The sequence below is a fragment of the Pseudorhodoplanes sp. genome, assembly GCF_050250235.1.
Taxonomy (GTDB): domain Bacteria; phylum Pseudomonadota; class Alphaproteobacteria; order Rhizobiales; family Xanthobacteraceae; genus Pseudorhodoplanes.
In genome coordinates this window covers 121,059-137,454 of the sequence record NZ_JBFWPA010000001.1, presented here as the reverse complement: position 1 = coordinate 137,454, position 16,396 = coordinate 121,059, and the positions used below count along the sequence as shown (strand labels likewise).

16 protein-coding genes and 1 tRNA gene are annotated in these 16,396 nt (G+C 63.8%); 3 read left to right on the top strand and 14 right to left on the bottom strand.

Annotation, left to right across the window (positions count from 1 at the left end):
• Positions 1-135 precede the first annotated feature (135 nt).
• From AB7F49_RS00670 to AB7F49_RS00655, 4 genes are all read right to left on the bottom strand, one after another.
• A tRNA-Lys gene (locus tag AB7F49_RS00670) sits at positions 136-211 on the bottom strand.
• Between the two features lie 159 nt (positions 212-370).
• Positions 371-574, bottom strand: a complete 204-nt coding sequence (locus AB7F49_RS00665) for a hypothetical protein (protein WP_428519247.1) — start codon at positions 572-574, stop codon at positions 371-373.
• A gap of 69 nt (positions 575-643) precedes the next feature.
• A complete protein-coding gene (locus AB7F49_RS00660) occupies positions 644-2,068 on the bottom strand; it encodes a caspase family protein (protein WP_428519245.1) in 1,425 nt (474 codons plus the stop codon).
• Positions 2,069-2,269: 201 nt separating this feature from the next.
• On the bottom strand, positions 2,270-2,758 hold the full coding sequence (locus tag AB7F49_RS00655; protein WP_428519243.1) for a Spy/CpxP family protein refolding chaperone: 489 nt from the start codon (positions 2,756-2,758) through the stop codon (positions 2,270-2,272).
• A 231-nt stretch (positions 2,759-2,989) separates the two neighbouring features.
• Between AB7F49_RS00655 and AB7F49_RS00650 the strand changes: the two genes are divergently transcribed.
• Together AB7F49_RS00650 and AB7F49_RS00645 are read left to right on the top strand one after the other, a co-directional pair.
• The gene (locus AB7F49_RS00650) at positions 2,990-4,036 is read left to right on the top strand and encodes a TAXI family TRAP transporter solute-binding subunit (protein WP_428519241.1); all 1,047 of its coding nucleotides are present in this window, start codon (positions 2,990-2,992) and stop codon (positions 4,034-4,036) included.
• 158 nt (positions 4,037-4,194) lie between these two features.
• Positions 4,195-6,207, top strand: a complete 2,013-nt coding sequence (locus AB7F49_RS00645; protein WP_428519239.1) for a TRAP transporter permease — start codon at positions 4,195-4,197, stop codon at positions 6,205-6,207.
• 74 nt (positions 6,208-6,281) lie between these two features.
• On the opposite strand, the gene AB7F49_RS00640 is transcribed toward AB7F49_RS00645, so the two are convergent.
• From AB7F49_RS00640 to AB7F49_RS00595, 10 genes are all read right to left on the bottom strand, one after another.
• Positions 6,282-6,695, bottom strand: a complete 414-nt coding sequence (locus AB7F49_RS00640) for a Spy/CpxP family protein refolding chaperone (RefSeq protein ID WP_428519237.1) — start codon at positions 6,693-6,695, stop codon at positions 6,282-6,284.
• A 275-nt stretch (positions 6,696-6,970) separates the two neighbouring features.
• Positions 6,971-8,563: a 2-isopropylmalate synthase gene (locus tag AB7F49_RS00635; RefSeq protein WP_428519235.1), complete on the bottom strand. Its 1,593-nt coding sequence runs from the start codon at positions 8,561-8,563 to the stop codon at positions 6,971-6,973.
• 372 nt (positions 8,564-8,935) lie between these two features.
• Positions 8,936-9,871: a polyphosphate kinase 2 family protein gene (locus AB7F49_RS00630; protein ID WP_428519233.1), complete on the bottom strand. Its 936-nt coding sequence runs from the start codon at positions 9,869-9,871 to the stop codon at positions 8,936-8,938.
• A 40-nt stretch (positions 9,872-9,911) separates the two neighbouring features.
• Complete coding sequence (locus AB7F49_RS00625) at positions 9,912-10,628, bottom strand: NUDIX hydrolase (protein ID WP_428519231.1); 717 nt, start codon at positions 10,626-10,628, stop codon at positions 9,912-9,914.
• Entirely contained in the window at positions 10,628-11,524 is an 897-nt protein-coding gene (locus tag AB7F49_RS00620; protein ID WP_428519229.1) for a PhzF family phenazine biosynthesis protein, read from the bottom strand. Before AB7F49_RS00620 ends, AB7F49_RS00625 begins: the two co-directional genes overlap by 1 nt.
• 206 nt (positions 11,525-11,730) lie before the next feature.
• Entirely contained in the window at positions 11,731-12,579 is an 849-nt protein-coding gene (pdxY, locus tag AB7F49_RS00615; protein ID WP_428519227.1) for a pyridoxal kinase PdxY, read from the bottom strand.
• A 202-nt stretch (positions 12,580-12,781) separates the two neighbouring features.
• Complete coding sequence (locus AB7F49_RS00610; protein WP_428519225.1) at positions 12,782-13,798, bottom strand: ABC transporter substrate-binding protein; 1,017 nt, start codon at positions 13,796-13,798, stop codon at positions 12,782-12,784.
• Positions 13,799-13,901: 103 nt separating this feature from the next.
• Entirely contained in the window at positions 13,902-14,693 is a 792-nt protein-coding gene (locus AB7F49_RS00605; protein WP_428519223.1) for an ABC transporter permease, read from the bottom strand.
• Positions 14,694-15,536 carry an ABC transporter ATP-binding protein gene (locus AB7F49_RS00600; protein ID WP_428519221.1) on the bottom strand — a complete coding sequence of 281 codons (843 nt, stop codon included), beginning with the start codon at positions 15,534-15,536 and terminating at the stop codon, positions 14,694-14,696. It abuts the gene before it with no gap.
• A gap of 64 nt (positions 15,537-15,600) precedes the next feature.
• Complete coding sequence (locus tag AB7F49_RS00595; protein ID WP_428519219.1) at positions 15,601-16,098, bottom strand: DUF2165 family protein; 498 nt, start codon at positions 16,096-16,098, stop codon at positions 15,601-15,603.
• Positions 16,099-16,149: 51 nt separating this feature from the next.
• On the opposite strand from AB7F49_RS00595, the gene AB7F49_RS00590 reads away from it, so the two are divergent.
• Entirely contained in the window at positions 16,150-16,392 is a 243-nt protein-coding gene (locus AB7F49_RS00590; protein ID WP_428519217.1) for a hypothetical protein, read from the top strand.
• Positions 16,393-16,396: the final 4 nt, after the last annotated feature.

Below are 16,396 nucleotides of genomic sequence, written 5' to 3'. Positions count from 1 at the left end.
TCAGAAACAAAGTGCTGAATCGCGGCAGTTTCTATGAAATATGGCCCAGAAGAGACTCAACTACCTGCAAAACTCGGCCGTGTTCGCGCTGAAAGTGGCGGGACACCAGGAAAATTTGTGATCAAAATCCTAGTGTGGTGGGCGCACAAGGATTCGAACCTTGGACCCGCTGATTAAGAGTCAGCTGCTCTACCAACTGAGCTATGCGCCCGGGCCACTCATCGCCATGAGGCGAAAGCGCGGCCCCTTTAGCAAAGGGCATACGCGGTGTCCAGCAACAGCTGGCAACGCCGTTCGCCAAACCGGTCCAACAGCGCCGTTCCAGTCCGACAGCGCCGTCCCCAAATCGGTCGAACCGGATCGGTCAGTGTCAGGGGCCTTTCAGCGGTGCGCCTTCGTCGGGGTCGCGCTGCTGATGCAATTCCACCGTCTTTCGGTCCCGCAGCCGGTCCGCAGCAGGGCTCCTGCGAACCCGCCAATTCCAAACGCCGTAGCCCAGCGCGATCGCCAGCAGAAGAACTGCCCCGATATCAATCAATATCCACAGCCAGCCGCCGGCTTCGCCCGAGGTCATCGTCGTCTCCTGATCCTGCAGTGACAACGCGCAGGGCGCCGAAGTGATCCGTCGAGACGGTTCCGCCGTCTATTGGATATTCTTCGCCATGAAAATGCTGACGGCGTCGGGATTGGCTTCCAGGAGGGCGTCCACGCGGGTCATCAGCCGGCACAATCTGCGCGACTTGAAATAGGTCAGCGCATTGCAGTTCGGCGAGGTCCGGCAGGCTCTCGCGCAGGCGTCCGCGTCGGCCACCGTACGCGCGGTCTCGTTGCTGAACTGGTAGGCATAGCCATCATGGGTTTGGGGGGCCGCCTGCCCGGTTTTGCCTGCCATCTCCTGCAGAAACCGGCTCAGCGCCCAGCCCTCCAGATTGCCGGACCGGATCCGCCACCACAGGCCGGGCTTGGCCACCACGACAATATTCGACGCGTTCGGCGCCAGCCGGCCGACGATCGGTGCCCCGGCATGGCCTTCCGCACGAACATTGAGGACATCATCCCGCCGCACGTCGACCACCCGATAGCGCGGCGACGCCCCGCCGCCGGCAGTGACCGGCAGGTTTGCCTTCGACGGAACCCTGATTTCCGCTGGAGGCTCGGCGACCGGGCGTTGCGCCACCGGCGCGGTTCCGGCAGGCGTTCCGGCCAGATAGATCGGCCCGCCCTGGGTCTGGTCGTAGAAGGCAGGGGTCTGAAAGTGCGGCCTGCCAGTCTCGGGGTCGGTGTAGGTAGCCGCCAGCTTGACGACCTGCACCCGCGCGGACACCACCGCCTCGCTCAGCGCGACGCCGGGCCTGGCAAGTTCAGGCAGGAACACACGGGTGAAGACGGAAGTCGGAGACGCGTCGGAATCCGACAGCCGGTCCAGTGCCAGCTGATCGGCGCCGGCCGAGTAGATCGAGAACACACCCACCGACGGCTGATGCCGGAACGTTGGCGCAACGCCGATGGCGCGGCGGAAATCCGCATTGGTGCGCGCGAACGGGTTGTTGCGGCACGCATCGATGACAGCGATCACCAGACCATTGAACTGTCCGGTATTCTTGTCGGTCAGCCGTTCGCGGAACTGGCCGACCACGGCAGCCTCGGCGATGGCGCCACGCCGCGCGATCTCGCGCATCCCCGGACCGCCGCGCCCGATGTCGGGAAAATCGCTCGGCAGCAGCAGGTTCGAGCCTTCCGGACTGAGCCCATGGCCCGAGAAGAACAGGAAGACCGTATCGCCCGGCCCGACCGTCTGCGCCAGCGCCTCGATCGTCTCGATCATCTGGCTCAGATCGGGATTGGCGAGCACCTGCGTGGAAAAACCAAGCTTGCGCAGAACAGCGGCGGTTGCCTGCGCATCGTTGACCGCCTTCTGAAGCTGGAATCTCGGCTCGAGCTTGCTGTAGCGGTCGACGCCGACCAGCAGGGCCACCCGCTTCTGCGCAACCGCGTCATCGGCCGCTGTGCACAACAGCGCGAACAGGATGCCTGCGATCACACTTGCAACGCGAACTGACGCACGCAACGGACCCTCCCGCATTGCGACAGACTGCGGCCAACGGCAATTTGTCGCTCAACGGGCGGCTCAGTTCAAGCAGCCGGGCGCCTGGCAGCGTCCGGCGGGCAGCGCAAAAAAAGGCCGCCGGGCGGGGGGTCCCGGCGGCCTCCTGCATGGCGGCGATCGGTGGGGCTGGGGGGCTCAGATGATCGCCGCTTCAGGTCTCCTCTATCGGCGCGGGACGAAGGGGCGTCCCATGGCCTGGCGGGTCAAGGCGCGAAGTCTGCGCTTCTGACCGTCATCAAGACTGCGGTAGAGCGGCTCTGCCGCGTCGGCCAGACGTTCCAGTCCGGCGGCACGCTGGCTCATGAGCGCGGCATTGGCGCGCAGCCGCGCAATCGGGTCGCGCTCGACGCTCTTTTCGCGCCTCGCCTGGCGGTTCGCCCGCCGCTGCGCCGCGGCTTCAGCACGCTGCTTGGCGAGTTCGCGGATCGCACTCTCCACCGAAGGCCAGTTTTTTTCCTGTTCCGGGGTAAGCTTCAGCCCGGTCCGCAGCGCAGCGACCCGGGCATCCAGCAGGGCCTGGCGGTCGTCCGCCGACAGACGTCCCGCGCCACGTGCACCATCCGTCTGCTGTGTCTGCCCTGCCTGCTGGGCGGCCGCCGGCGACGTCACCAGCAATATCGCTCCCAGAGCAAAAAACGCGAGTTTCAGCATGTGAAGGCCTCTGCATCCGCCTTCGATAGCTAAGGCTCGCACCCGCGGTCCTTCAACTTAAATATCGGACAGGTTCCGGATTCACGGCAAGGCTCCACGCGGCCATTTGCCACTTTGGCGCCGCTTTTTGCGCGCGCTCGGCATTTTCATCGGTTAGACTTGCCAAATGACCGGGATAACCGGCGCCCCGCGGGTGACCCGGGAAACCAGAAAACGACAGGGAGAGACGAAATGCAGCATCCAAGGCGCAGTCATTGGCTCGCGTTATCAACGGCGGGCGTGGCGCTCGCGATCGTCGCAACTGCGGCGCCGCTCGCGCAATCGCAGGAACGCAAATCGATCCGCTGGTCCACGTCGAGCGTGGACTCCTACGGGTACAAGGTCGCGGCCGCGATGACGAAGATCGCCGAGGAAGCGCTCGGCGGCGAATACACCATCACCGTCAATCCCTATCCTTCAACCACCGGCGCGATGAAGGCCACAATGGATGGCACCGGCGAGATCGGCTACACCGCCGACGTGGGCATGACCCAGCTCTATGGCGGCGACGGCGGCTTCAAGAACTACACCCCCGGCAAGGGCAAGCTGGTCCACACCTGGTACGCCTATCCGATGGAGTCCTTCATGGCGGTGCCGGCCGACAAGGCCGCGCAATTCAAATGCCTGAAGGATCTGTCTGGCAAGCCGGTCTTCTTCACGCCGGCAGGCTTCATGAACTGGCTGAATTTCCAGCGCATGTACAAGGCGCTGGGCTACGACTTCAAGCACGTGCAGATCGATCCGAAGACTCAGTCCGACGCGCTGAAGGGCGGCACCATCGCCGGCTCGGTGGCCTATACCACCGCAGGGCGTTCGCTCGCGCCGTACTGGAAAGAGACCGACGTCCGCATGGATGTGAAGATCGTCAATCCGTGTCCCGAGGAAATCACCAAGCTCCAGGCCGCCGGTCTCGCCGTCGCCGATGTGGACCCGAAAGTCTTCAGCAAGAGCGTGGGCGTCGATGGCATCAAGGCGGTGCCGATCCTGTTCGGCTACAATATGCGCGCCGATATGCCCGAAGACGTCGTCTACAAGCTCCTGACCGCGTTCTATAACAAGCGCGACGATCTGGCCAAGGCCGACCCCGGCTTTGCTCCGATGGCCAAGGATTTCATCGGCATGCAGGTCAACGGCATCAAGGCGAACCCCGACGTTCCGGTCCATGCCGGGCTGGCCAAGTTCCTGAAGGAACACAAGGCGTGGGACGACAAGTGGAAAATCGCAAAAGCCGGAAGCTGATTGCGGTGCCAATCTGAAGCGGGCGAGGCGAATGCGCGGGCAGGCGCGTTCCCTCGCCCTTTTGTTTCCGTTGCACGCGGCCTTGCGCCGGCAGGCGGGCCGTCGCGATTAGCGGTCGCCGATGACGACCAGAATGCCCGGGGATGGGGACGGCGATGATGTCCGAGGGGATCAGGAGGCATCTCAGCCTCAACAACGTCATTCTGTTCTTCTCGGCGGTGCTGCTGAGCTGGCTGCTGTATTATTTCTACACCGGTGCCGGAGGACCCCAGGAACTGGCATCGAGGCTGATCCCGGTCGCGATCATCCTTCAAGTGCTTTTCATGTACCGGGAGGACTATTTCTACAAATGGCTGCCGCCGCGCGTGAACGATATCATCATCCTTGCCTATATCGGGATCGCGCTGTTCGCGTTCTGGCACTTCTGGTGGGAATTTGAAGAGATCGCGATCTACCGGCAAGGCTCCTATACGCAGCAGGACTTCATCTGCGGCCTGCTGATGTTCCTGCTGGTGATGGAATTGTCGCGGCTCGCCCATCCGGCGCTGTTCTGGATCAATCTCGTCCTCGTATTCTACACGCTTTACGGCTACCTGAGCCCGTTCGACTTCTTCTGGCATCCGGGAACGTCATTCTACCGGATCGTGACGTCGAGCACCGTCGAGATGTCGACCGGCATTTACGGGATATACGGACAGATTGCGCTGACGGTGATCGCCGCCTTCCTGCTGCTGGCCGCGGCCGCGCGTGGATTCGGCGCGCAGAGCGCCATGATCAACGTGATGCGAAGGCTGGCCGGACGGTCCCGGCAGATGGTGCCGCAGACCGCGGTGCTGGGATCTCTGGCGGTCGGAACCATCAGCGGCAGCGGCTCGGCCAATGCGGTGGTGGTCGGAAGCATCACGATTCCGCTGATGAAGCGCTACGGCGTCCCGGGAACATTCGCTGCCGCCGTGGAGACGGCGGCATCGATGGGCGGCCTCCTGATGCCGCCACTGATGGGCATTGGCGCGTTCCTGATGTCGGAATTTCTCGGCGTGCCCTATTGGGATGTGGTCGCCCGCGGATTTGCGCTCGCGGTGGTCTACTACGTCTCACTGGCGCTCGCGGTGTATCTCCTGTGCGCACGGCTCCTGCCCCGCGACGAGATCGTATCGCCGCCGGTGGTCACCTACGATCAGGTCAAGACCTCGATCTTCTTCGTCTCGGTGCTCTTTCTCATTTTCCTGATGGGATATGCGGGCATCGGCGAATTGCTGGCCGCGCTCTATACGGCCGCATTCATGTTTGCGGCGCTGATGCTCAACTTCCTCTACTTCAAATACGTGCTGAAGGATGCCGAGGTCGCAAGCGAAACGCTCCTCGGGAATATCAGGCTCAGCATCGAGACCCATGGCGACATGACGTCCTATCTGACGCTGCTGCTGGCGACGCTCGGCATCATGATCGGGCTGTTCACGGTCACCGGATTCATCAACCGGATGGGCGCAACGCTGCTCGACCTCGGTGCCTGGAACATCGTCGCCATGATCGCGATGGCTTATATCTTCGGCTGGCTGGTCGGCGCCGGACTTCCGCCGACGGCAACCTACATCATCGGCGCCGTCATTATCGTTCAGCCGCTGGCGGCTCTCGGCGTCAACCCGTGGGTCGCGCATTTCTTCGTATTCCTGATTTCGGTCTGGGGCGAACTGTCGCCGCCGACATCGCTGACCGCCGCGATATCGGCGCGCATCGCCGAGGCGTCGTTCATGAGAACGATGTGGGAAGCACTGAAAATCTGCCTGCCGATCACCTTGATGACGTTTGCGATCTTCACCCGCTCGAACATGGTGGTCACGACCGGCTGGCTGCAATTCTCCGACACGGTGCTTGTCATGATCGGCACCTGCGGCTTCGCATTCGCGATGTTCGGCCGGTTCTTCCGCAACCGGCCCGCCGATGTCGGACTGCGACTGACCACGGCGGCCGTTTCCCTGTTCGTGCTGTTCTCTCCAAGCGACGGCTGGGCGATGGCGGCGGCACCGCTCGCGGCAATATTGGTTATCGCCGGCATCGTGCGGCATCACGACATCGCGCCGCCGGCAACGCTTGCAGTATCGGCCGAAGGCAGCGACACAAGCGGCGACCTTGCCACACTCGCCGCCGAGGCAAAGCGCGATATCGGATAACCGCGCGGCGCGCGGAAAGGGCGGCCTTGCACAGGCCGCCCTTCATCCCATCCCCGCAATTGCGTGACGGAAGCCTATTGCAGACGGGCCGCGAGACTTCCGAAGCCCATGGCGCGCGCGAGTGTGATCGCCTCGCGTTTCTGATTCTCATCAAGCGACCTGACAAGCGGCTGCGCAGCGGAGACCAGACGGCGCATGGAGGACGCGCTCATCGCCATTTCCGTCGCGCGCGCTCCTACCCGGCGAAAAAAGCCGGGATTGCCCGACGCGTCCGCGACCTGCTGCCGGTCGCCCTCACCCGCGATCGAGCGGAGCGCCGCTTCCACCCGAGGCCAGTGCCGTTCCTGGGCGGGCGTCAGGCGCAGGGCCGCCTTGAAGCGCGCGATTCCGGCTTCAAGCCGGCCGCCATCGGCCAAAGCCGGGACAGAGGTTGCGACAGACCCGGAAAATGCCAGCACGAACAGACCGGCGAGAAACGCCTTCCACATTGAAAACCCCGCGATTTTTCTGATTGCTGCATTGCGGGGTAGCGCAGCCGGGACAGCCCGGCAACACGGAACAGGTTAACGCCGCATCAAGATATCTTTCAATATCCGACACTTAATGCGGCCTGAATGAGGCGGCCCCTTGCGCCCATGGCTGCGGGCAAGGTGCATGGCGATGGGTCGCGATCGTCAGCTAGCCGTCGCGGGCGGCCCGTCCCAGGGTCGGCGCGCGTCGTGACGGATCGCATCACGCCGCGCCTTCCCCGGGACGCCAAGCCCTACCCCACATCCGTCGAATGGATGCGGCGGCGGTTCCCGCCCACGTTACGGCTCTGCTTGCTGATCAGCTTGTTGAGCGCACCGAGATAGGCCTTGGCCGAGGCGACCAGGGTGTCAGGGTCGGCGCCGCGCGAGGTGACCGAATAATCGCCCTGCGCGAGACGGACCGATACCTCGGCCTGCGCATCGGTGCCTTCGGTGACGGCATGGACCTGGTAGAGTTCCAGCACCGCCTCATGCGGCACCAGCGCCTTGATGGCATTGAAGATCGCGTCCACCGGACCGTTGCCGGTGGCCTGCACCGTCTGCTGGCGGCCGTCGATATCCAGTTCGAGCGTGGCCGATTGCGGACCGCGGGTGCCGGCGATCACGGTCAGCGAGGTCAGCGTGATGCGATCGTGCTCGTGCGCGATCTCCTCGTCGACCAGCGCCTCGATGTCCTCGTCGTAGATGTGTTTCTTGCGGTCGGCCAGCGCCTTGAACCGCACGAAAGCATCTTCGAGCTGGTTGGAGGCGAGCTTGTAGCCCAGTTCCTCCAGCTTGTGCTGGAAGGCATGGCGGCCGGAATGCTTGCCCATGACCAGCGAGGTCTGTTTCACGCCCACGCTTTCCGGCGTCATGATCTCGTAGGTCTGGGTGTTCTTCAGCATGCCGTCCTGGTGGATGCCGCTTTCATGCGCGAACGCATTCCGCCCGACGATGGCCTTGTTGTATTGCACCGGAAAGGAGGTCGCGGCCGACACGAGCTTCGAGGCGCGGGTCAGCATGGTGGCGTCGATGCCGGTCCAGAACGGCAGCACGTCGTTGCGGGTCCGGATCGCCATCACGACCTCTTCCAGCGCGGCGTTGCCCGCCCGCTCGCCGATGCCGTTGATGGTGCATTCGACCTGCCGCGCCCCGCCGGTGACGCCGGCCAGCGAATTCGCCACCGCCATGCCGAGGTCGTCGTGGCAATGCACCGAGAACACGGCCCTGTCGGCGTTCGGCACGCGCTCGCGCACCATGCGGAACAGCGCGGCGTATTCCTCCGGCGTGGTATAGCCCACGGTATCGGGGATGTTGATCGTGGTGGCGCCGGCATTGATCGCGGCCTCGACGCAGCGGCACAGGAAATCGTGCTCGGTGCGGGTGCCGTCCTCGGCCGACCATTCGACATCGTCGGTGTGGCTGCGCGCGCGCGTCACCTGCGCGATCACCATCTCGTAGACCTCGTGCGGCTCCTTCTGGAGCTTCCACTTCATGTGGACCGGCGAGGTCGAGAGGAACGTGTGGATGCGCTTGCGTGTCGCCGGCCTGATCGCTTCGGCGCAGCGGTCGATGTCCTTGGGTGCGGCGCGGGACAGCCCGCAGATCACCGCGTTCTTCGAGCGCCGCGCGATTTCCTGCACCGCGGCGAAATCGCCTTCCGATGCGATCGGGAAGCCGGCCTCGATGATGTCGACGCCCATCTCGTCCAGCAGCTCGGCGACTTCGAGCTTCTCGTCATGGGTCATGGTAGCGCCCGGGCATTGCTCGCCGTCGCGCAGGGTGGTGTCGAAGATGACGACGCGGTCCTTGTCGGAGCGTGTCTCGGCTGTGGTGGCCGTGGTCATGGATGATGGTCCTTGTCTCGTGCTGCGCCGCTCTTGGGACGTTCTTGGGGCGCTCTGTCAGGGTTTCGGTCTCAAGACCCCTGAGCGCCCAGGCGACAAAGCCCAGCCGGCCCTCAGGGGCGCGTAAGAAGCAGGAGACCGCCGAGAATGAGGGCAGCACCGGGCCGGGCGCCTTGCGCCCCCAGTTTCGTCGCGCGATGAAAGTCCTGCGCGGACATGCCGAAAACCCTCGAAAACAGACCGTTAGAGTGCCGGACCCACGGTTAATGTGGTGCTAACCGGTGGCTTTGGCAGGGACCTTTTAGCGGAGGGAGGGGTGTCTCCGCAAGCGGCCGAGCGCCCGACGCGCCGCCACTGCGCTCACCGGGCCCGCTACCGATCCTTGCCGGTCTTGCCATTGTCCTTCTTGCCGTTTTTCCTTTTGTCCGGCAGTTCCGCCGCCAGCAGCACCCGCGCCTTTTTCAGCTCGTCCCGGGTGGCGTCGTCGACCTGCGGATAATGCAGATTGAGGCTTTCGAGCCCCTCGACCATCGCCGACGCCACCACGAGCCGGGTGAACCATTTCTTGTCCGCCGGCACCACGAACCACGGCGCATGCGGGCGGCTGGTTTCGCGGATCGTCTCTTCGTAATAGCGCATGTAGTCGTCCCAGAGCTTTCGCTCCGCGACGTCGCCCAGATTGAATTTCCAGTTCTTGCCGGGTTCGTCGATTCGGTCGATGAAGCGCTTGGCCTGCTCGTCCTTCGAGACATGCAGGAAGAATTTCAGGATCAGCGTGCCGTTGCGCGCCTGATATTTTTCGAAGGCGCGGATGTCCTCGTATCGCTGCTTCCAGATGTCCCTCGTCACCAGTTGCGGCGGGATTTTCTGTTTCGCCAGAATTTCGGGATGCGCCCGCACCACCAGCACTTCCTCGTAATAGGAACGGTTGAATATGCCGATACGCCCGCGCTCCGGCGTGGCGATCGTGGTGCGCCACAGGTAATCGTGATCCAGTTCATGCGAGGTCGGCGCCTTGAACGAATAGACCTGGCAGCCCTGCGGATTGACGCCCGACATCACATGCTCGATGGCGGAGTCCTTGCCGGCGGCATCCATCGCCTGGAACATCGCCAGCACCGCCCAGCGGTCCTGCGCGTAAAGCATTTCCTGCAGGTCGGAAAGCTTGTCGATACCTTCCTGCAGCATCTGCCGTGCCTCACCCTTGTCGATCGCAAGACCCGCGGTATCGCCGGGATCGACGTCCGAGAGCCGGAATTTGTCGGGATCATCGACGCGAAATTTCTGGGCAAGGGCTTCGATCTTCATGGTACCAGTTCACGACGAAGCGAATGCTTTGGCAAGCATCTCAGTCTGCTGCGCTGCGCAAGACGGTCCTCAGGAACACCTCGATGAAGCCCGGCATCATCGGATGGATGTCGGAGGTGGCGCATGCCAGATAGGCATCCGCAAGTTCGGGCTCGGTCTCGCGCGCAAGATTTGCACTTATGCGCTCGCGAAGCTGTGCTCCGGTCTCCCGCGACTGCATTGGCTTCAGCAGCGCGATCATCGGTCCGGCCGGAACGCAATGCCATCCCGCGTCGATATCCAAGGCCACGATGTCAAGTCCGGTCTCTTCGCACACCTCGCGGCGGACGCTCGCCTCCAGATCGACTTCCGCCCCCACGACATCGCTCAGGTCCGGTGTCCCGCCCGGAAAATAGATCCTGCCCGGATTCATGGTGCCGGCGCTCATCACACCAAGTACGTAGACACCGTCCGACCCCCGCAGCGCACCGAGCGCGAAGCAATTCGTCACCTCCCCTCCGGGAAAGCCGAAATCGCGCCAGGCCATGAAACTTGCGAAGTCGGTTTCGAAATACCGCCCGCGCAGGGTGCTGCCCTCGATTTCGTGCTGGTGCATCAGCAGCACGCGCCCGTTCCACAGGCCGGGCCTGTCGCGGCGCGCGGCCTCGAAATGATCGTCGATGTCGGCGCGGCGTTCCCGTGCGAAAGCCCAGTCGAAAGGCCCGACGCTGAGATCGAGGCTTTCGATGCGAAGCACGTCTCTCAATGCCTCTTGCATCACGCCTCGATATGCCCATCGCTGACGATGATCGCCCCGCCGCCGATGGTCGCGCGCGTGAGCGTCCCGGCCTCGACCACCATGCCAAGCTCGATCTGGCTCGGCCGCTCCATCTCGTAGCCCTGTTCGATCACGAAACGATGCTCGCCATCGGCCGGCCGCATGGTCTCGGCGATCACGCCGGCGAACGCGGCTGCGGCGGCACCTGTTGCCGGATCCTCGGGCACGCCCAGCGCCGGCGCAAACATGCGGGCATGGAAATGGTGTCCGGATTCGACCGTCTCTCCGCAATAGAGATAGACGATGCCGGGAGCATCGCCGCCGAAGACCTTCGAAAAGTGCGCAGCGTCGGGACGCGCGCGCCTGATCGCCGCCAGGCTCATGACCGGCACGAAGTGGACCGCGACGCCTGCCGACCATGCGGAAGGCAGCCCAAAACCGATATCGGTGGCCTTCAGCCCCAGGGCGGCGGCCGCCTCCTCGATCGCCGGCGCTCCCGAGACCCGTTCCGGCAGGCGCGGCAGCACAAAACTGGCGTGGCCCCGCTCCTTGCCCTGCGCCTCCACCTTGCAATGGACGGGGCCGACGGTTTCTTCCAGCACCAGGTCGTGGGCACCCAGATTGTAGCCGCTCATGCAGCCGAGCAGCACCGCCGTGCCGATGGTCGGATGACCGGCGAAGGGCAGTTCAGCCTTCGGTGTGAAAATCCGGAGCATTGCCCGATGCCGCTGGTCTGCCGGCTGCATCACGAACACGGTTTCGGCGAGGTTGAACTCACGGGCGATTTTCTGCATCCCGGCGGGTTCAAGGCCATCGGATTCCAGAACCACCGCAAGCGGATTGCCGGCGAAGCGATCTTGTGTGAACACGTCGAGGGTGACGAAGCGACGTCGCATGGCGTGATTCCGGCGGTGTTCGGACTTCCTGCCCTGGAACGGGAAGGGTTGGAGTTGGGTCTCTTACAACAATGACCCCCACCCGGCCACCGCGGTTGCGCAGCCGATGGACCACTAGCAAGTACTGGATTCTGGTGGAGCCTGGGATTTGACATTCGCTTTGCGGACTCGCGGTTTGGTGGGTAGCGAATGTCAAATCCGCTCCACTAGAGCCGCTCCGCCTCGAACAATTTCGACGGCGCAACGAACTCGTCCTGCGCCTCGACCATCAGCATCTCGCGCGCGCCGCGCTCGGCCGTCAGCCTGAGCACTCCGAACAGAGAGGAGCCCGCCTTCGCCATGGCCTCGGCGCAGGACCCGCTCCGCAGAACATGGGCGAAGAACAGGGCCGCGATCGCGTCGCCCGCGCCGTTCGGACTGATCGGCAGAAGCGGGGTGCGCAGACGGAAGCGGCCGTCATGCCCGGAGACGATCATGTCGATCGCATCATCGGGCGTCTCGTCGATCTGCACGGATGTCACGAGCACCGTTGCGACGCCCAGCGCATGCAGCCAGTCGATGGCGGCCAGCATGCCCGTCATCATGCCGGTGTCGAGCGCGGTGAGAACCCCAAGTTCGAACTGGTTCGGGCAGACGACGTCGGCCGCCGCCAGCGCACGGGTCCGAATGAAATCGGGAATACCCTCGCGCACATAGACGCCGGCATCGGCATCTCCGATCACCGGATCGCAGCAATATTTGGCGCCGGGACTGGCGAGCTTCACACGCGCGACCGCATCGAGGATCGCCTCCCCGATTTGCGCGGATCCCATATAGCCCGAGATGATGCCGTCACAATTCGACATCACGCCGCGCGCCTCGATGCCGCTCACCACGTCGCGGATATGCGCCGCGCTGAAGACCTCGCCGGTCCAGCCGCCATAGCCGGTGTGGTTCGAGAACTGTACCGTGTTGACGGGCCACACCTCCACGCCGATCCGCTGCAGCGGAAACACCGCGGCGGCATTGCCGACATGGCCATAGGCGACATGCGACTGGATGGAGAGGAGATTCATCCTGGCAACCTTCCCCTTCCCCTGAAAGGGGGAGGTCGACCACGAAGACAGGTTTACGCAGTCTGCGCAAGCTTCACTGCGAGCATCGCGAAGGCGGTCGGGTGGGCGTCAACCTCGTCCACCATAGGACCCCCGCCCCTCCCCTCCCCCTTCTGATGGCAGAAGGGAGACGGAGGGACGATGGAAGCGGGCGAAAGACGCGCTACTTTGCCTTGAGCGCCGCATCGACGAACTTGTTGGTATAGGTCTTCGACAGATCGATCTTCGCTTTCGCCACCGCCTCCGACGACTGGCTGAACACGTCCAGCACGGCCTTGGCGCCTTTGGGATCCATCTTGCCGGTCTCCGAGTACATCGGAATCGTATTCTTCAAGGCCTGAAGATAGAGCCCCTTGTCGGCGCCGATCAGTTCCGGCGGCATCTTCGCCATGATCTCTTCGGGGGTGTGCGTATGAATCCACTTCAGGGTGTTGACGATGGCGGTCGTCAGGCCCTGCGCGGCTTTCGCGTTCTTGTCGATCCAGTCGGCCCTGGTGTAGAGCGCGCCGCCCGGATATTCCCCGCCGAACACATCGAGCGTGTCCTTCTCCGAGCGCGTGTCCGAGAGCAGCCGCAAATCCTTGTTGCGGCCCTGCAATTGCGTCACCGCCGGATCCAGCATCACCGCGGCATCGACCGAACCCTGCTCCATCGCGGCGACCGCCGTCGCACCAAGCCCGATGCCGATGATCCCGACTGACGCCGCGTCGACGCCGTTCTTCTTCATCAGGTAGTTCAGGAAATAATGGGTCGACGAGCCGGGCGCCGAGACGCCGACCTTCTTGCCCGCAAGATCCTTGATCGAGGTGATGGTGCCGGTCTGCTTCGGCGACACCACAAGCACAAGGCCCGGATAACGGTCATAGACCACGAAGGCCTGCAGGTTCTGGCCCTTGGCCGCGAGATTGACGCAATGGTCGAAATAGCCCGACACTACGTCGGCCGATCCGCCGAGCACCGCGGTCAGCGCCTGCGAGCCGCCCTTGAAGTCGACCATCTCGACATTCACGCCGGCCTTCTCGTATTCGCCAAGCTGCTTGGCGAGCACCGTCGGCAGGTAGCACAGGCAACTCGCCCCACCGATCGCGATGGTCACCTTGGATTGCGCAAGCGCCGCACCCGACATGAGCGCGAGCGCAAAGAGCGACGAAACCAGCCGCCCGACGATCCGAGCCGTCATGAAATTCCTCCCGTTTTGCGATGGCGGCCTGTCCCGGCCGCATTGGATGATGGACGATAAAACACCGCATCGTGCCTGCAAAGTCCGCTCGGAGGGGGCGGCATCACGTCCGCGTATCGGCCGCTGCGGGGCGCCACACCAGCAGACGCCGCTCAACCAGGGTCACGATCCCGTCGATCACGATCACGAAGGCCGCCAGCACGAACATCCCGGCAAAGACCCCGGCAATGTCGAAAGTTCCCTCCGCCTGCAGGATCAGATAGCCGAGCCCGGCCGCGGACCCGAGATATTCGCCCACCACGGCGCCGACCACGGCAAAGCCGACCGAGGTATGCAGCGAGGAGAACATCCAGGACAAGGCGGAAGGCCAATAGACGTGCCGCATCAATTGCCGCTCGTTCATCCCCAGCATGCGCGCATTGGCCAGCACCGTCGGGCTGACCTCGCGCACGCCCTGATAGACATTGAAGAACACGATGAAGAACACCAGCGTGACGCCCAGCGCCACTTTCGACCAGATGCCGAGGCCGAACCAGAGCGTGAAGATCGGCGCCAGCACGATGCGCGGCAGCGCGTTGAACATCTTCACATAGGGGTCGAAGATCGCGGCGATAAGCGGCTGGCGTGCGAACCAGAACCCGACCAGGATGCCGCCGACCGATCCGATGACGAAGGCGAGCGAGGCTTCGGTCAGCGTGATCCAGAGATGGCGCCAGATCGTGCCTTCGTAAAACCATGTGAAAATGCGCTCGCCCACATCCCTCGGGGTGGAAAAGAAGAACGGCGGCACCAGCGGCTTGCCGTCTGACATCGGCACCGTGGTGAGCAGATGCCAGGCCAGCAGCGTGACGACGAGCACGAGAATCTGAAAGCCGACAAGCGTGAGCCGGTTCATTTACCCGCCCTCCGTCTGCGCATAGCCCTTGAGCACCTCGTCCTTCAGCACGTTCCAGATTTCCCGGTGCAGCTCATGGAAGCTCTTTTCGAGCTTCACCTCGGAAATGTCGCGCGGGCGGGCGAGCGGCACCCGCCAGTCACCGATGATGCGCGCCGCCGGCCCTGCCGACATGATCACCACGCGGTCGGAAAGCGCGATCGCCTCCTCCAGATCGTGGGTGACGAACATCACCGCCTTGCGGTCGGCGCTCCATAGATCGAGCAGCAGGTTGCCCATGATCTGGCGCGTCTGCGCGTCCAGCGGACCGAACGGCTCGTCCATCAGCAGGATTTTCGGATCGCGGATCAGCACCTGGGCGAGGCCGACGCGCTTTCGCTGGCCGCCCGAGAGCATATGCGGATAGCGTCCGGCAAAACCGGCAAGCCCGACGCGCTTCAGCCAATCCTGCGCCCGCGCGCGCGCCTCGCCGGACGCCATTCCCGCGGTCTCCAGCCCGATCGCGACATTCTGCAGGGACGTTTTCCAGGGAAACAGCGAGTCGGCCTGGAACAGGTAGCCGGACTGCCGGTTCAGGTCGGTCAGCCGCTCCCCGAAAATGTCCGCGGCACCGGACGAGGGCGTGAGCAGACCCGCGGCCACATTCAGCAGCGTTGATTTGCCGCAGCCGGTCGGCCCGACGATGGCGACGAATTCCCCGTCCGCAACCGACAGGGTTGCATCGCTCACGGCGGTGAAGGTCACGCCCTTGCCCAGCCGGAACGTGATGGTCACATCGCGCAACGCAACCGCGGGGGCCGTGTGCTTCGCCCCCGGCAAAGCCTCGGCTGCCGAACCCCCCATCACCGCTCCGCTCCCGCCCATCTTTTGCGGGAGACATTACCCGCGGAATGGACGCACGCAAGCATCAGGCGAGTTCGTCGTCCTTCTGATTGACGAAAATCAGGACCGCGAGCAGCGTCATGTAAAATCGGAAGGCCGGTTCCTGCCCGTTCCAGGTCCGGGATTGCCACATCGCAAAATACTCCCCCGCGACCACCATAAAGCCGAAGAACCACACCATGAAGCCCGCCGCGACGCCGGCCACCAGCCAGACCTTGGCGCGCTGAAACCGCGCAGCCGGCGCCGCCACCGCACGCAGCATGGCGACGGCCGCCATCAGGAGCAGCAAGAAAACCACGCCTTCGGCCGCGATGATCGCGGCATAGGCGAGCGTCCAGAGCCGCGGATCGGTCACGGCGCGGCCCATCAGCCGGTTGCCGGGAAATGTGGTATCCATGCTGAGGACGTGCTTCACGAACTCGTAGTTGGTTCCGTAATCGACGATATTGTCGTAGGTGACGATGAATGCGAAGGCGGCCAGCGCCGCCGTCATCGCGACCTTTGCAAGCCGGACGATCAGCATGATGCTTCTCCCTTCCTCCTGCGCTTATGCGCCTGTCCCGGATTCGTCTCAATGATGGATCGCAGGCTGTTCATCCGAATCGAACTGACGGCGAGCGCGAAAGCGCGGGCCGAGCAGGCCGGGCTTGACGTCAATGCGGCAACGCAATTGCTCGACGCCGGCATCCGGATCGGCGACCGTATATCCTTCGGTGGCGACGAGGCGGACGACTTCGTGGTGCTGCGGCGCCGCTATCTGATCGGAAGCGGGCCGGCCATTCTGGTGCTGGTTCTCGACCATCCCGCCCGCAATTGACGGG

Excerpts from the sequence above, each read along its gene's own strand:
- AB7F49_RS00665 (WP_428519247.1), bottom strand. The coding sequence starts at position 574 with ATGACCTCGGGCGAAGCCGGCGGCTGGCTGTGGATATTGATTGATATC.
- AB7F49_RS00655 (WP_428519243.1), bottom strand. The coding sequence starts at position 2,758 with ATGCTGAAACTCGCGTTTTTTGCTCTGGGAGCGATATTGCTGGTGACG.
- AB7F49_RS00650 (WP_428519241.1), top strand. The coding sequence starts at position 2,990 with ATGCAGCATCCAAGGCGCAGTCATTGGCTCGCGTTATCAACGGCGGGC.
- AB7F49_RS00645 (WP_428519239.1), top strand. The coding sequence starts at position 4,195 with ATGTCCGAGGGGATCAGGAGGCATCTCAGCCTCAACAACGTCATTCTG.
- AB7F49_RS00640 (WP_428519237.1), bottom strand. The coding sequence starts at position 6,695 with ATGTGGAAGGCGTTTCTCGCCGGTCTGTTCGTGCTGGCATTTTCCGGG.
- AB7F49_RS00635 (WP_428519235.1), bottom strand. The coding sequence starts at position 8,563 with ATGACCACGGCCACCACAGCCGAGACACGCTCCGACAAGGACCGCGTC.
- AB7F49_RS00630 (WP_428519233.1), bottom strand. The coding sequence starts at position 9,871 with ATGAAGATCGAAGCCCTTGCCCAGAAATTTCGCGTCGATGATCCCGAC.
- AB7F49_RS00625 (WP_428519231.1), bottom strand. The coding sequence starts at position 10,628 with ATGCAAGAGGCATTGAGAGACGTGCTTCGCATCGAAAGCCTCGATCTC.
- AB7F49_RS00620 (WP_428519229.1), bottom strand. The coding sequence starts at position 11,524 with ATGCGACGTCGCTTCGTCACCCTCGACGTGTTCACACAAGATCGCTTC.
- pdxY (WP_428519227.1), bottom strand. The coding sequence starts at position 12,579 with ATGAATCTCCTCTCCATCCAGTCGCATGTCGCCTATGGCCATGTCGGC.
- AB7F49_RS00610 (WP_428519225.1), bottom strand. The coding sequence starts at position 13,798 with ATGACGGCTCGGATCGTCGGGCGGCTGGTTTCGTCGCTCTTTGCGCTC.
- AB7F49_RS00605 (WP_428519223.1), bottom strand. The coding sequence starts at position 14,693 with ATGAACCGGCTCACGCTTGTCGGCTTTCAGATTCTCGTGCTCGTCGTC.
- AB7F49_RS00600 (WP_428519221.1), bottom strand. The coding sequence starts at position 15,536 with ATGGGGGGTTCGGCAGCCGAGGCTTTGCCGGGGGCGAAGCACACGGCC.
- AB7F49_RS00595 (WP_428519219.1), bottom strand. The coding sequence starts at position 16,098 with ATGCTGATCGTCCGGCTTGCAAAGGTCGCGATGACGGCGGCGCTGGCC.
- AB7F49_RS00590 (WP_428519217.1), top strand. The coding sequence starts at position 16,150 with ATGATGGATCGCAGGCTGTTCATCCGAATCGAACTGACGGCGAGCGCG.